Raw genomic sequence first — 15,195 nt, 5'->3', positions numbered from 1 at the left:
ATAGTGGTTTCGGTATCATCATTCGCGCCAGCGCCGCAGCGGACCCGCTGCCTATGCCCTTGCAGTCTCCCCATAAGGAAAAGACATGGATCGCGTGAAAAATCTCTTGGAGCAGATCAAAAATCGCCTCGAAGAGCTTAACAAGGCCGAGCGAAAAGTCGCCGAGATCATCCTGCGCGATCCGCAGCAAGCCACACGCTACAGCATTGCGGCCCTGGCGCAGGCCGCCAAGGTCAGCGAACCGACGGTCAATCGCTTCTGCCGCTCGTTCGGCGTCAGCGGCTACCCGGAGTTGAAGATCCAGCTGGCCCAGAGCCTGGCTAGCGGTGCGGCCTACGTCAGTCGAGCGGTCGAGGCCAACGACGGCCCCCTCGCCTATACCCAGAAGATTTTCGGCAGTGCGATCGCCTCGCTCGACGCGGCGTGTCAGAGCATAGACCCCGAGATCATCAGCCGCGCGGTGGACCTGATGATCCAGGCGCGCCAGATTCATTTCTTCGGGCTCGGCGCCTCGGCGCCCGTGGCCCTCGATGCGCAGCACAAATTCTTCCGTTTCAACCTGCCGGTGACGGCCCACGCCGACGTGTTGATGCAGCGCATGCTCGCATCGGTGGCACACACCGGAGACCTGTTCGTGATCATTTCCTATACCGGCCGCACCCGTGAGCTGGTGGACGTGGCCAGTATGGCGCGCGATCAGGGCGCCTCGGTCCTGGGTCTGACGGCCGCGGGCTCGCCGTTGGCCGAGGTCAGTACGCTGAGCCTGGACATCCCGCTACCCGAAGACACCGACATTTATATGCCGATGACCTCTCGCATCATCCAGCTCACCGTGCTCGACGTCCTGGCGACAGGCGTGACCCTGCGCCGCGGCATCGACTTCCAACCCCACCTGCGCAAAATCAAGGAAAGCCTGCTGGCCACCCGTTACCCCAGCGAGGGATAGCAATCGGGCCGCACAGTGCGGCCCGACCTGGGAAACGCTCAGCGGGAAGCCAATGGCCGCTCTCTACCGATCCCAGCTATTTCCACCAGTACTCCACCTGCACCCCGAAATTCGAACCATGGCGGGCATCGCCGAACGTTCCGGTATCGGACAAGGCACTGCCGGCCGCGATCAGGTTGGCAGCGCGCTGGGCCGCGGCGTTCCACTCGGCATAGGTGTAGTAGACCCGCACTTCCGGACGCTCCCAGAAACCGGGACCTGCCGGCGACCAGGTCGGCGCGATGGTGAACTTGGTCAGCTTGCGGGTGCCACCGTCGGCGTCCACCTGATCGTGACCGAGCTCGGTGACCAGCTTGAACTGGTTGGTGAAGGCATAGGTCGGACGGATACCCACCGACAGCCAGTCCTGGTCCGTACCGTTCTCGCGGGTGTCCTTCTGGTACACCGCCTGAACCTGGCCCCCAAACCGCGGCGTGACCTGCCAGTCGAAGTATTCCACCACGCGCCAGCTCTTGTTGTTGCGATCCAGCGTGACGTCGCCCGTGTAGCCGAGGCCGGTACCAGGGCCACGGCCGTACTGCACGGCGAAGGTGTTGCCGCCGCCCAGCCCGAGGAAATTGTCCTGCTTGTGCTGGACCGTCGTCGACCAGCCGCTGTTGCTGTCGGCCCGATCCGGGTCGTCGATGTAGCTGACGCCGAACTCCAGCTCGCCGCCCGGGTTGGAATCGAAGCCGCCGACGTTGAAGTCGTGGCGGTTGACGTACTCCTCCTGGAACACGCTGTCCTTGCGCGAGAAAGCGTAGCTGTATTTCAGCCCACCGATTTCCATGTCCTCGATACCCGCGCCCGTGGCGCTCTGGTTCCAGTAGTAGAAGTCGGAGATGTGGATGTCGTTACGCTTGTAGAACCGGCGACCGGCCCAGAGCGAACCGTTATAGAGGGCCGGTACCTTGCTCCACTCGGCATACAGCTGATTCATCCTGGCCCAGCCGTGATCGCCAGTGAACTTGGGCGAGTAGTTGTATTCGTTATACAGCGCAGCCATGCCCTCGATACTCAGTACCGATCCATCGCCAAAAGTGAACAGGTCGTGGCGCAGGTCGAGTTCGGCGTACTGCTCGCACTCGTTGCCCAGGCGGTACTTGGACTGCGCTCCCGGAAGCTGGAAGCAGGCCTGTTTGCCGCTGCTGGTCGACTCGCCGATCCCGCTACGCAGGTAGCCGGTAAATTCCAGGGCATGTCCGGACAGGGGCAGCACCAGGCCGGCAACAGCCGCGGCGAGGCTTAGACGTGTTGTTATTTTCATATTCACTCCGATGATTTTTTTATTGTTCTACCGGGCCCGTACCGTTTGCTACCTTGCCAATGGCCCGTACTGCGCGCGTATCGAGCCCAGGAGGCTCGTCTACCCCGGTTCGCCGCCGATGCCGCAGCTGCGAACCGGTTCGACCTTCGAAGCCTGCGGGAGTGTTACCGAGGCCTGGCTGATTTTCCGTTCGTGTTTCTTCAGCGGCTATTGAACCGTGCGACGTTGCCGGCCCGCTCAACCGGCTGCCGCTTTCCCTGCAACCCCAGGCGCTCCCCGGTCTGGGCGTCGAAAAGCAGCACCTTGTCGGCATCGAACTGCAGCTGCAGACTTTCGCCGATCTGCGGCGCGGCGTCCGGGGCGAGGCGGCAGCAGACCTTGGTGTCGTTGAGCTTGACGAAGATCAGCGTGTCCGGGCCCGTCGGCTCGGTGATTTCCACCTCGGCGCGGATACTGGCCAGGGCACCCTCGCCGCTGGCCACGCCGATCTGCTCCGGACGAATGCCCAGGATCACGTCGCGGCCGTCGAGCGACTCTCCGTCGACCAGGCCGAGCGGCAGCTCGCAGCGCGCCTGACCGCTGTCCAGCAAGGCCACCAATCGCCCGTCACGCCGCTGCAGGCGCAGCGGAATGAAGTTCATCGGCGGCGAACCGATGAAGCTGGCAACGAAGAGGTTCGCCGGGTTGTTGTAGATCTGCTGCGGCGTTCCGAACTGCTGAATGATGCCGTCCTTCATCACAGCCACCTTGTCACCGAGCGTCATCGCCTCGATCTGGTCATGGGTGACGTAGACCGTGGTGGTCTTCAGACGCTGGTGCATCTGCTTGATTTCGGTGCGCATCTCGACGCGCAACTTGGCGTCGAGGTTCGACAGCGGCTCGTCGAACAGATAGATCTTAGGTCGCCGCGCCAGCGCGCGTCCCATCGCGACACGCTGCTGCTGGCCCCCGGACAGCTGCGACGGCTTGCGCGACAGCAAGTGCTCGATCTGCAGCAGCTTGGCCACGCGCGCCACCTCTTCCTCGATGGCGGCGGATGGCATCTTGCGCATCTTCAGGCCAAAGGCGATGTTGTCGCGCACGCTCATCGTCGGATAGAGCGCGTAGGACTGGAACACCATGGCGATGTCGCGATCCTTGGGGCTGGCGCCGCTGATGTCGGTTCCATCGACCAGAATCGCGCCGTCGGTGATGGCCTCGAGTCCGGCGATGCAGTTCATCAACGTGGACTTGCCGCAGCCGGACGGCCCGACGAGGATCAGGAACTCGCCGGAGTCGATCGATAGATCGATGTTCTTCAACGTGTCGGCCAGGCCACTGCCATAGCTCTTATGCACGCTGCGTAGTTCGAGGGATGCCATGTGTGCTCCTAACCCTTGACGGCGCCGGCAGTCAGCCCGCGCAGGAAATATTTGCCGGCGAAGATGTACACCACCAGCGTTGGCAAACCGGCGATCATCGCCGCCGCCATATCGACGTTGTATTCCTTGGCCCCGGTGCTGGTGTTCACCAGGTTATTGAGGGCCACGGTAATGGGCTGGGCATCGCCACTGGCGAACACCACGCCGAAGAGGAAGTCGTTCCAGATCTGGGTGAACTGCCAGATCAGGCAGACCATGATGATTGGCGTTGACATGGGCAGCAGAATCCGCCCGAAGATGGTGAAAAATCCAGCACCGTCCAGGCGCGCAGCTCGCACCAGCGCATCGGGTACGCTCACGTAGTAGTTACGGAAGAACAGCGTTGTGAAGGCGATGCCGTAGACGACGTGCACCAGCACCAAGCCGGTCGTGGTGTTTGCCAGGCCGAACTTGCCAAGCGTGAAAGAGGCTGGCAGCAACACGGTCTGGAACGGCAAGAAGCAGCCGAAGAGCAACATACCGAAGAACAGCTGCGAGCCACGGAAGCGCCACATCGAAAGGACATACCCATTGAGGGCACCGAGCGCGGTCGAAATCAGCACTGCGGGCACGGCGATTTTCACTGAATTCCAGAAGTACCCATCGACCACACTCCAGGCCTTGACCCAGCCGATCAGGGTGAACACTTCGGGCCAGGACAACAGGTTGCCCGTGCGGATATCTTCCGGGGTCTTGAGGCTGGTCAACAGCATGACGACCAGCGGTATCAAATAGAGGGCTGCCGCCACCAGCAAGGTTGCGTGAATGGCTAGTCGGCTTGGGCTGAATGCTCTAGTCATGGCGTTTGCCCCTCAGTTCCGAATAGAGATACGGCACCAGGATCGCCAGGATCGCGCCGAGCATCATCATTGCGCTGGCGGACCCTACCCCCATCTGCCCGCGGCTGAAGGTGAAGTTGTACATGAACATCGCGGGTAGATCGGAGGCATAGCCGGGCCCGCCCGCGGTCATGGCCGCCACCAGGTCGAAGCTCTTGATTGCAATGTGCGAAAGAATCATCACGGCGCTGAAGAAGACAGGCCGAAGGCTCGGCAAGATGATGCGCAGGTAAATGCTCGGCAGGCTGGCGCCGTCGATCTGCGCGGCACGTACGATGGATTGATCGACGCCGCGCAGGCCAGCAAGAAAAAGCGCTATGACAAAGCCAGAGGCTTGCCATACCGCCGCGATCACAAGACAGTAAATGACCCGGTTCGGGTCAACCAGCCAATCGAAGCGAAAACCTTCCCAGCCCCAGTCACGCAGCATCTTGTCGATGCCCAGGCCAGGATTGAGCAACCACTGCCAGGCGGTGCCGGTGACGATCATCGACAAGGCCATAGGGTACAGGTAGATGGTTCGGATGAATCCTTCACGCCGAATGCGCTGGTCCAGCAACACGGCGAGTAACACGCCGATCACTAGGCTGATGCCGATGAACAGGCCGCCAAACACCAGCAGATTCTTGCTCGCAACCCACCAGCGGTCGTTATCTATCAAGCGGGCGTATTGCTGCAGGCCGACCCACTTGTAGCTGGGCATGAAGCTGGAGTTGGTGAAAGACAGCACCAATGTCCAGAGGATGTAGCCGTAGAAGCCGACCATGACCACAAGCATGGTCGGTGCAACCACCAGCTTGGGCAGCCAGCGCTGCAGCGCGTCCAAGGGCGAAGCCTTGCTAAGTACCATCGTGACACTCATCGAGCGTTACCAGTCAGAAGGTAGAAATTCGGGCCGAACGCTCCCTCGAGCAAGACCGCAGTCCTGCCACGAGGGGTACGACGAAGGAAAGGGGCTAAAAAATGCTGGCCCGGATCAGCCTATTGAGCTGACTTGATCGCCGCATAAATTTGCGCGCCGCCCTTGCTTGGATCAGCGTTCTTCTCGCTCATGAAGTTGGTGACCACATCGAAGATGGCGCCCTGCACTGCCAGATTGGTGGCCATGCTATGGGCCATGCTCGGCTCCAACGTGCCGTTCTGGTCGGCCTCTTTGAAGTCGTTCATCGACGCCTGTGCACAGCTGTCGAACTTGCTCATGTCCAGGTCGGAACGAACCGGAATGGAGCCTTTGTTCTGGTTGAACACATACTGGAACTCGGGCTCCAGTGCGATTCTGGCCAAAGCGTGCTGCGCAGCGATGTCGCCTTCGTTCTTGAGCTTGAACATGGCGATGGAGTCGATGTTGTAGGTATAGCTGCCCGCGGTACCGGGCATCGGGACGCACTGGTAGTCAGTGCCGGCCACTTTGCCAGCTGCGGTCCATTCGCTCTTCGCCCAGTCGCCCATGATCTGCATGCCGGCCTTGCCGTTGATCACTTCAGCGGTGGCCAGGTTCCAGTCACGGCCTGCACGGTTATCGTCCATGTAGCTGGAAAGCTTTTTCAGCGCGGTAAACACTTCGGTCATCTGTGGGCTGGTGAGCGTCGCTTCGTCGTGCTCGACAAATGCTTTGTGATAGCCCTCGGGCCCCATGATGCCTAGCACCAGGCCTTCGAAAACGGTGCTGTCCTGCCACGGCTGGCCGCCGTGAGCCAATGGAACGAAGCCGGCCGCTTTGAGCTTGTCGCCAGCGGCGTACAGTTCGTCGAGGGTGGTAGGCGCTTTGTCGATCCCCGCTTTCTTGAAGACTTCGGGGTTGATCCACAACCAATTGACGCGGTGGATGTTCACCGGCACGGCCACGTAATGACCGTCATATTGCATGGTATTGATCACGGTTTTCGACAGCAGCTTGTTCCAGTCGTTGGCTTCGGCCACTTCATCGAGCGAGCTCAACAGATCAAGCGCACCCCACTCCTGCAGGTCTGGACCTTTGATCTGCGCAGCACCTGGAGGGTTGCCGGATACGACACGGGTCTTCAAAACAGTCATCGCCGCGGAACCGGCGCCCCCGGCAACGGCGCTGTCTTTCCAGGTGAAGCCGTCCTTGTCGACCAGGTCGCGCAAGACCTTTACCGCGGCGGCTTCACCACCAGACGTCCACCAGTGCACGACTTCTACAGTGCCTTTGGAGTCGGCTGCCAAAGCAGAAAGAGGAAACAACGAGGCGAGAGAAACGACAGTGGCGAGGCGAGTAATCGCGTTCATTTGAATACCTTTTCTTGTTGTTATGCATACAAGCCTGATGCTTGCGCTGCACGGAGTCTAAGCCGGGCAAGTCCCGGGCGTGGTAACGAAGGGATGTGTCTATGTCACCGAGCTGTTACACCGCGAGAGCCGTCGCCAGGCTCTTCGCCAGAGGCAGACGCGGCAATAAGATGGCTTGATAGGCGTGGTAGAGATCAGGCTTACCTGGCCAGATGCTGCTCGCGGGCTGGTTGCTAGTGTCGAGTTCGTGGTGCCAACTGCCGTTCTGCAGATCCATGAAACGACTGGCGCTGAACTCCCAGAAGCAGCGGTACCAGTCTTCGTAGGCAGGCTCTCCCGTGCGCTTGAGAAGCGCCGCGGCTGCAGCGATGGCTTCGGCATGAACCCAATGCAGACGTGCCCGTACTACTGGCTGGCTCGCCCAGTCGAGGGTGTACACCAGTCCAGGCGCGCCGTCCGCATTCCAGGCATCGCGGCTGGCCCTGGCGAACAGCCCGCAGGCGTCTGCTAGCAACCAGTCCGGTGCCGGGAGCTCGGCCGCTTGCAAGGCGGCTTCGAGGTGCAGCAACAGACGCGCCCACTCGAAACTATGCCCCGGCGTGCTGCCATACGGGCGGAACGGGTCGGCGCGCCGGTCATCGTTGTAGTCTGGCAGCGCCTCCCATTCCTGGTCGAAATGCTCGACCACCACGTGTCCACGTGTCGCTGCATGACCATGGATCACACGCTCGGCGATGCGCAGGGCGCGTTGCAGCCACAGCGTATCGCCGGTGGCATCAGCCAGGGCGAGAAAAGCCTCGGTGGCGTGCATGTTGCTGTTGGCGCCCCGGTAGGCTTCTTCCTGCCCCCAGTCGCGGCTCAGGTTTTCGCGCAAGGCGCCCTCCTCCTCGCTCCAGAAGCGCGCCTCAAGGACAGCTATCGCCTCGTCGAGCAAGGCCTGCGCACCGGGTCGTCCGGCCATCCGTGCGGAGCTGGCGGCCAACGCTACGAATGCGTGCAGGTAGGCCGACTTATCACCGGCGCGCGCGGCGTCGGCGAACCAGCCGCCAAACTCGGTATCACGCAAGGCGCCCTGCAGCGCGCCGATGCCATGATCGAGCAGTTCGGCGTAACCCGGAATGCCCTGAATATGTGCCAGAGCAAAACAATGCGTCATGCGTGTGGTATGGATCAGCTCGGCGCAGGCCGGTTCAGGAAGTCGCCCACAGGCGTCGAGCGCGGCGAATCCCTGATCGACCCGTGATGCCCGGGCAAAGGGCAGCAGGCGCATGCCTTCTGCCGCCAGCCAGGCTATATGAGCAGGCTTTTGTAGCCAGCTGTCAGGGTGCAGCGGTGCAACTGTTCTCATTGTTTGGTCCCATGCGGGGTGGTGCCTTCGTTTGATAGCCATCGACGGCATGGGTAGACAAGGCCGCCTCATCGGCTCGCAGGCAGAGTCTAGCGGGTGCACGGCTCACGCCAGGTAACGAACGCGGCTACGGGTGTCACCGCCTGGTGACGTTCATTCAAGCGTCCGGGGCAGCCGCAAGGTGACGCGCAAACCGCCCTCTTGCAGGTTTCGCAGGCTGATTTCGCCACCATGGCTGTGGGCGATGTTGCGCGCAATCCCAAGCCCAAGCCCGTAGCCGGGCTGCTTGGCCGCCAGACGAAAGTTCGGCTCGAACACCTGTTCCAGCCAGGATTCAGGCACGCCCGGACCTTCATCGTCCACATGCAGAACGAAGGCGCTCCCGCTGTCTTCGATCAGCAAATGTGCACGCTCGCCATATTTCAATGCGTTATCCAACAGATTGCCTATACAGCGCTTGAGTGCCAGGGGCTTGCCGGGATAGAGCTCGACGGCTCTACCCTGAACCGTCACTCGGCCATTGCCAGCGGGCGCCAGATACGGCTCGGTCACGCAATCAAGCAATAGGTTGAGGTCCAGCGGCTCGATGTTCTCGTGAATGTCGGTGTCCTTCACGCACTGCAAGGCCCCCTTGACGAGCAGTTCCAACTCGTCGAGGTCGCGGCTGAACTTGTGCTGCATGGCCTCATCTTCGAGCAGCTCGACACGCAGCCGTAGTCGTGTGATCGGCGTGCGAAGATCGTGGGAGATCGCACTGAACAGCTGGCTGCGCTCGGTCAAGTAGCGGCCGATGCGTTCACGCATGCTGTTGAATGCGCGACTGACTGCAACCACCTCACTGCCACCAGCTTCGGGGAGCAACTCCACCTCGCTGCCCAATGACATGTCGCGCGCCGCCCGTGCCAGGTGCTTCAGAGGGCGGCTCTGCCAGTGCACGAGAACGCCGATGAACAGCAGCAGGAAACTGCTGGTCAGGAAAATGAACCAGAGCTGCTGGACGGGTAGGCCTTCGTCTTCCAGAGCGACATAGGGCGCCGGCATCAGCGATGCCAGATACAACCACTCGTCCGGCGCGATCTGGATCTGGGTGACCAGTACCGGTGGGTTCAGCGGCTCCAGACTCAACGCATAGTGGGCCCACGAACGCGGCAACTCATCGAGCCTTAAACCACCATTAAAAATGCGCAGGTCGTCTGGACTGACAAAGCTGACCAGCATATCCACGTCCTTGCCGAGGCGATCGCGCAATACTTCGTCGACCTCTGCCAATACGGCTTCCTTACGCTCGGTAGGCGGCAGTATCTGCATCTCGAGCGGCTTTTCATTGAGCGATACGAAAAAACGGGTGCCACCCATGCTGCGAAGCTGATCGAGCACCAGCGGCCGGTAGCCCAGCGGCAATGAGCGGAAATAGCTGACGCTCGCCGCCATTGAGTGGGCCAGGCTCCGCGCACTGGTCAACAGGCCCTCCATCTGACTCGCGCGCAGTTGTGATACCCAGATGAAGCTCGATAAGGCCTGCGCCATAAGCACTGCCAACAGGGTCAGCAGCAGCATCCGACCCAGCAGCGAGCGGGGCACTATGCGAAGTATTCGGCGACGTGCAGGCTCAGTGCGCATCGTTGCAGGGCGCCACGCTGGCCGCGAGCAGATAACCCGCGCCGCGCACGGTACGGATCAACCGGGGTGGCTTGCCGGTGTCGCGCAGGCGCTGCCGGAGCCGGCTGACCGCCATATCGACGATGCGCTCAAGGGGCATCACTTCGCGCCCGCGGGTCGCGTTGGCGATGGTGTCGCGGTCGAGGATGTGCTGGGGGTGGTCGAGAAACAGCCTGAGCAAGGCGAAGTCGGCACCGGAAAGGAACACCTCCTCCCCGTCGACATGGAACAGCCGATGGCTGATCAGATCGAGGCGCCAGTCGTCAAAGGCCAGCACGTCACTGGCCGGCTGCTCGACGTACTGCGCGCGTCGCAGCAATGCCTTGATCCGCGCCAGCAGCTCCCGCGGGCTGAAGGGCTTGCCCAGATAGTCGTCCGCGCCCAGTTCGAGCCCGATGACTCGATCGGCCTCGTCGGAGCTTGCCGTGAGCATGATCACCGGCACGCGGGCGAACCGCTGATGCTCGCGCACCCAGCGGCAGAGGCTGAAGCCGTCCTCGTCGGGCAGCATCACATCGAGGATCACCAGGCTCGCAAGCTCGTCCAGCAGCGCCTGGCGAAAGCCGGCGCCATCGGCAACGGCCCGTACCTGAAACCCGGAACGGCTGAGGTAGGCCTGCAGCAACTCGCGAATTTCCTGATCGTCGTCGACGAGCAGGATCGATTTTCCAGCATGGGTCACGATCGAATCCCTTCTTGTTCTTGTCGTTAGAACATTAGCGTCCGGCTGGCAGATCTGCAGGCCGGACGACTAAGACCGCCAAGATTACGCTGTATTCCCCTCGATCGACTCCCTGTCGCGCACATCCGATCTCAGGCGCCCTCCAGCCGCTGCTGCAAGGCCACACCGGCACCTTCGAGGCCCGGATATTCGGCCGTGACCAGCCACACCGGAACGCCTTCGAAGTAAGGCGCCATGAAGCCCTTGTCGCGGAAACTCCGCTCGAACCCGCTACTCAGGAAGAAATCGACGAAGCGCGGCACGATGCCGCCGACGATGTATACGCCGCCACGGGCACCCGTGGTCAGCACGTTGTCGCCGGCAATACGACCCAACCAGATGCAGAATTGTTGCAATACCTGCGTCGCATAAGATTCGCCGGCCAGCGCGGCCTCAGTGATCTGTGCTGCCGATTCGAGTTCGGGCTCGCGACCATCGAGACGGCAGCTGGTCTGATACAGGCGAAGCAGCCCACCTCCACTGAGAATCGCCTCGGCGTTGACGTGACCCAACTCCTGATGCAGCAGCCCCCACAGCGCCGCTTCGCGTGACGAACCGACCGGCAGGCAGACGTGCCCACCTTCCCCCGGAAGCGCCCGCCAGCCAACACCCTGAAGCGGCAACAACGTGGCCACGCCGAGTCCAGTGCCCGGGCCGATCACCAGGCGGGCGCGACCCGCCTCCGATTCACCCTCGCAGACGGTTACCCGCTCATCGTCATGCAAGCGGGTCATGCCCAGTGCCATGGCACTGAAATCGTTGATGAGCAGCAGCTCAGCCAGCCCGAGGTCTTCGCAGAAAGCACGCCGGCTCAGACGCCAATGGTTATTGGTAAAACGGAACTCCTCGCCCTCCACCGGCCCGGCGCAGGCCAGGCATACCGCCCGCAGCGAGTCGACCGACTGCCCGACCTCGTCGAGGTAGGCACGGATCGCCGCTTCCGGATTGGCATAGGTGGCGGTCTGCAGCACGCGGATCGATTCCAGTTTCTGATCGCGCCACAGCGCGAAGCGGGCGTTGGTCCCGCCGATATCGCCTACCAGAGCAATGCTCACTTGAGCGCCTCCAAGCCCTCGGTGAATACACTGGCGCCCCGCTCCGCTGGGCTGAACGCCGCACGCATGAAGCCGAACAGTTCCCGCCCGCAACCCAGGCCGAGGTCGCTGGGCGCGGCCGCGTTTTCGCGAGCGTCCCACTCGGCCTGATCGACCAGCACGCGCAATTCGCCTGCCGCCGCGTCGACGCGAATGATGTCGCCGTCGCGAACCCGCGCAAGCGGCCCGCCATCGATGGCCTCGGGACTCACATGGATGGCCGCCGGGACCTTGCCCGAAGCGCCCGACATACGGCCGTCGGTCACCAGCGCGACCTTGTGGCCGCGGTCCTGCAGCACGCCGAGGAATGGCGTCAGCTTGTGCAGCTCCGGCATGCCGTTGGCCTTGGGCCCCTGGAAGCGGACCACCGCGATGAAATCGCGCTCCAGCTCGCCGGCCTTGAACGCCTGGGCCAGCTCCGTCTGGTCGGAAAAAACCCGGCATGGCGCCTCGACGATCCGGTGCTCAGGCGCCACGGCAGAAATCTTGGTCACGCCGCGCCCCAGATTGCCTTCGAGCACGCGCAAGCCGCCCTCCGGCGAGAAGGCGCGCTCCACCGGGCGCAGGATCGCCTCGTCCAGGCTTTGCAGCGGCCCTTCGCGCCAGACCAGCTTGCCGTCCTCAAGGAAAGGTTCCTGGGTATAGCGCGACAGCCCTTTGCCCAGGACCGTGTAGACGTCCTCATGCAACAAGCCGGCTTCGAGCAAGGTGCGCACCATGAAGGGCACGCCACCGACCGCATGGAAGTGGTTCACGTCCGCCTGGCCGTTGGGATAGACCTTGGCCAGGGTCGGCACCACCGCCGAGATGTCGGCCATGTCCTGCCAGGTCAGCTGGATACCGGCTGCTTGCGCAAATGCCGGGATGTGCAGCGTGTGGTTGGTCGAGCCGCCAGTGGCACAAAGCGCCACCACGGAGTTGATGATCGACTTTTCATCGACCACCTGGCACAGCGGCAGGTAGTTGCCGCTCTGCTTGGTCATGCGCGTGACCTGGCGTGCCGCCTCGCGGGTGAGCTCGTCGCGCAGCGGCGTGTACGGGTTGACGAAAGACGATCCGGGCAGGTGCAGCCCCATGATCTCCATCACCACCTGGTTGGTGTTGGCCGTACCGTAGAAGGTACAGGTACCGGGCCCATGGTAGGACTTCATCTCGGATTCGAGCAGTTCTTCGCGGGTGGCCTTTCCTTCCGCGTAAAGCTGGCGAACCTCGGCCTTTTCCTTGTTCGGGATGCCGGAGGTCATCGGACCGCCTGGCACGAACACAGTGGGCAGATGGCCGAAGCGCAGCGCCCCGATCATCAGCCCCGGGATGATCTTGTCGCAGATGCCCAGCATCAGCGCTGCATCGAACATGTTGTGCGACAGCGCCACCGCGGTGGACAGCGCAATGACTTCGCGACTGGCCAGGCTCAGCTCCATGCCGGCCTCGCCCTGAGTCACACCATCGCACATCGCCGGGACGCCACCAGCGAACTGGCCGACCGAGCCCATCTCGCGCAGCGCTTCCTTGATCACGTCGGGAAAGTAGTGGTACGGCTGGTGGGCCGAAAGCATGTCGTTATAGGCCGACACGATCGCCACGTTGGCCTCGTCCATCAGCCGCAGGCGCTGCTTGTCGGTGGCCGAACCGCAACCGGCTACGCCATGGGCGAAATTGGCGCACTGCAGCGCGCCGCGCTGCGGCCCCTCGCTGGCGGCGGCAGCCATCATCGCCAGATAGCGCTGTCGGGTCGGGCGGCTGCGCTCGATGAGCCGCTCGGTGACCTCTATAACTCGCGGGTGCATGTCATCACTCCTGCTAATCATGGTTTTAACAACAAAATTGCATAACCTCAGCCTTGATTTCTATTTTGACAGGAATAATCTTGTAATTCCCACAACAAATCTCGTCCTGGATGCCTATGACCATTCGAATCGCCATCAACGGTTTCGGCCGTATCGGACGCAATGTCCTTCGCGCCCTATATACCCAGAGTTACCGTCAGGATATGCAGGTCGTGGCCATCAATGACCTGGGCAGCCCGGCCATGAACGCCCATCTCCTGCAATTCGACAGCGTCCACGGCCATTTCGACGCAACCGTCGAGGTCGAGGAGCAGCACCTTGTGGTCAATGGCGATCGTATCGCGGTGACCGCACTGCGCAATCCAGCCGAGCTTCCCTGGCGCGAGCATCAGGTGGACGTGGTGTTCGAATGCACCGGTCTGTTCACCTCGCGCGACAAGGCGGCTGCGCATCTCGAGGCCGGCGCCTCCAAGGTGATCATTTCCGCACCCGGCAAAGATGTCGACGCCACCATCGTCTACGGTGTCAATGACGACAGCCTGCGCCAGTCGCACCAGATCATCTCCAACGCCTCCTGCACCACCAACTGCCTGGCACCGGTCGCCCAGGTGCTGCAACGCGAGCTCGGCATCGAGCAAGGCCTGATGACCACCATCCATGCCTATACCAACGACCAGAACCTTTCCGACGTCTATCACAGCGACCCGTTCCGCGCCCGCTCGGCCACCCAGTCGATGATTCCGACCAAGACCGGCGCGGCCGAAGCGGTGGGCCTGGTGCTGCCGGAACTCGCCGGCAAGTTCACCGGCATGGCGGTGCGCGTGCCAGTGATCAACGTATCGCTGGTCGATCTGACCTTGATGACCACCCGCGAAGCCAGTGCCGACGAGGTCAACGCCATGCTCAAGGCCGCCAGCGAGCGGTCGTCGGTACTTGGCTACAACAGCCTGCCGCTGGTCTCCTGCGACTTCAACCACAACCCACTTTCATCGATCTTCGACGCCAACCACACCAAGGCCAGCGGTCGGATGCTCAAGATCATGGCCTGGTACGACAACGAATGGGGCTTCTCCAACCGCATGCTGGACAGCTGCAAGGCCTTGTACAACGCTGCATGAGGCTGGCACGACGGGTGCGGCCCAACCAGCCCGCCCGTCTCCCAGGGAGGGATAACCATGAACCGCATCGCCTTCACCAACGCGCAGCTTCCAACTCGCAAACGCATCGCCCTGGTCGCCCACGATCACTGCAAGTCATTCCTGCTCGCCTGGGCGCTGCGCAAGCGCGAGCAACTGCTGCGCCATGAGCTGATCGCCACCGGCACCACCGGCATGCTGCTGAGCGAAACACTCGACCTACCGGTTGAAAGCATGCTCAGCGGGCCACTGGGGGGCGACCAGCAGATCGGCGCGCGCATCGCCGAGCAGCGCATCGACGTTCTGATCTTCTTCTGGGACCCCTTCGAGCCACAGCCACACGATCCGGACGTGAAGGCTCTGCTTCGCATTGCCGCGGTGTGGAACATTCCGGTGGCCAGCAACGAGAGCAGCGCCGATTACCTGCTCAGCAGCCCGCTCTTCGAACAGGCCCACGAGTACCGGATACCCGATTACGCCAGCTACCTGGACGGAAGGCGCTGACCGGCCCGGCTAACGCTTGCGTTTGCGCCGCCCCGCAGCCTCGAGCACCAGCAGGCGCATGTCCGCCTCGGCCAGCACCCGGCGCGCCTCGCTCTTGTCGAGCTTTTTCCAACCCTTGATTTCCTGTCGGGTGCGGCCGCAACCTCGGCAGACGTCCTGATCGAACTCGCAGACATTGATGCAGGGATTCTTCACTGCCGACCTC

The 15,195-nt window shown here is 62.2% G+C and carries 14 protein-coding genes; 3 read left to right on the top strand and 11 right to left on the bottom strand.

Annotated elements, in window-relative coordinates; all coding sequences use genetic code 11:
- The first annotated feature begins 85 nt into the window (after positions 1-85).
- Positions 86-946, top strand: a complete 861-nt coding sequence (locus tag G7026_RS14960; RefSeq protein WP_219858448.1) for a MurR/RpiR family transcriptional regulator — start codon at positions 86-88, stop codon at positions 944-946.
- A gap of 76 nt (positions 947-1,022) precedes the next feature.
- On the opposite strand, the gene G7026_RS14955 is transcribed toward G7026_RS14960, so the two are convergent.
- From G7026_RS14955 to edd, 10 genes are all read right to left on the bottom strand, one after another.
- Positions 1,023-2,252: a maltoporin gene (locus G7026_RS14955; RefSeq protein WP_181071714.1), complete on the bottom strand. Its 1,230-nt coding sequence runs from the start codon at positions 2,250-2,252 to the stop codon at positions 1,023-1,025.
- Positions 2,253-2,452: 200 nt separating this feature from the next.
- Positions 2,453-3,613, bottom strand: coding sequence for an ABC transporter ATP-binding protein (locus G7026_RS14950; protein WP_181071713.1), 1,161 nt, complete (start codon positions 3,611-3,613; stop codon positions 2,453-2,455).
- An 8-nt stretch (positions 3,614-3,621) separates the two neighbouring features.
- Positions 3,622-4,452 carry a carbohydrate ABC transporter permease gene (locus G7026_RS14945; protein WP_181071712.1) on the bottom strand — a complete coding sequence of 277 codons (831 nt, stop codon included), beginning with the start codon at positions 4,450-4,452 and terminating at the stop codon, positions 3,622-3,624.
- Positions 4,445-5,353: a carbohydrate ABC transporter permease gene (locus tag G7026_RS14940; RefSeq protein ID WP_181071711.1), complete on the bottom strand. Its 909-nt coding sequence runs from the start codon at positions 5,351-5,353 to the stop codon at positions 4,445-4,447. Before G7026_RS14940 ends, G7026_RS14945 begins: the two co-directional genes overlap by 8 nt.
- 119 nt (positions 5,354-5,472) lie before the next feature.
- Entirely contained in the window at positions 5,473-6,741 is a 1,269-nt protein-coding gene (locus G7026_RS14935) for an ABC transporter substrate-binding protein (protein ID WP_181071710.1), read from the bottom strand.
- Positions 6,742-6,856: 115 nt separating this feature from the next.
- The gene (locus G7026_RS14930) at positions 6,857-8,089 is read right to left on the bottom strand and encodes a D-mannose isomerase (protein WP_181071709.1); all 1,233 of its coding nucleotides are present in this window, start codon (positions 8,087-8,089) and stop codon (positions 6,857-6,859) included.
- Between the two features lie 153 nt (positions 8,090-8,242).
- Positions 8,243-9,709 (bottom strand): ATP-binding protein, encoded by a 1,467-nt coding sequence (locus tag G7026_RS14925; protein WP_219858447.1) that lies wholly within the window; start codon positions 9,707-9,709, stop codon positions 8,243-8,245.
- Positions 9,699-10,430 (bottom strand): response regulator, encoded by a 732-nt coding sequence (locus tag G7026_RS14920; RefSeq protein ID WP_181071707.1) that lies wholly within the window; start codon positions 10,428-10,430, stop codon positions 9,699-9,701. The genes G7026_RS14925 and G7026_RS14920 overlap by 11 nt, the downstream gene beginning before the upstream one ends.
- Positions 10,431-10,561: 131 nt before the next feature.
- The gene (locus tag G7026_RS14915; RefSeq protein WP_181071706.1) at positions 10,562-11,524 is read right to left on the bottom strand and encodes a glucokinase; all 963 of its coding nucleotides are present in this window, start codon (positions 11,522-11,524) and stop codon (positions 10,562-10,564) included.
- Positions 11,521-13,350, bottom strand: coding sequence for a phosphogluconate dehydratase (gene edd, locus G7026_RS14910; RefSeq protein WP_181071705.1), 1,830 nt, complete (start codon positions 13,348-13,350; stop codon positions 11,521-11,523). Before edd ends, G7026_RS14915 begins: the two co-directional genes overlap by 4 nt.
- A gap of 116 nt (positions 13,351-13,466) precedes the next feature.
- Here edd and gap point away from each other — a divergent pair, with 116 nt between their 5' ends.
- Complete coding sequence (gene gap / locus G7026_RS14905; protein ID WP_181071704.1) at positions 13,467-14,468, top strand: type I glyceraldehyde-3-phosphate dehydrogenase; 1,002 nt, start codon at positions 13,467-13,469, stop codon at positions 14,466-14,468.
- Positions 14,469-14,525: 57 nt separating this feature from the next.
- Positions 14,526-14,990: a methylglyoxal synthase gene (locus tag G7026_RS14900; RefSeq protein ID WP_181071703.1), complete on the top strand. Its 465-nt coding sequence runs from the start codon at positions 14,526-14,528 to the stop codon at positions 14,988-14,990.
- A 9-nt stretch (positions 14,991-14,999) separates the two neighbouring features.
- On the opposite strand, the gene G7026_RS14895 is transcribed toward G7026_RS14900, so the two are convergent.
- Entirely contained in the window at positions 15,000-15,185 is a 186-nt protein-coding gene (locus G7026_RS14895; protein ID WP_181071702.1) for a DUF1289 domain-containing protein, read from the bottom strand.
- Positions 15,186-15,195 lie beyond the last annotated feature (10 nt).

The sequence above is a fragment of the Stutzerimonas azotifigens genome (assembly GCF_013522725.1).
Lineage (GTDB): Bacteria > Pseudomonadota > Gammaproteobacteria > Pseudomonadales > Pseudomonadaceae > Stutzerimonas > Stutzerimonas azotifigens_A.
This window is presented reverse-complemented; position numbering and strand designations above follow the sequence as displayed.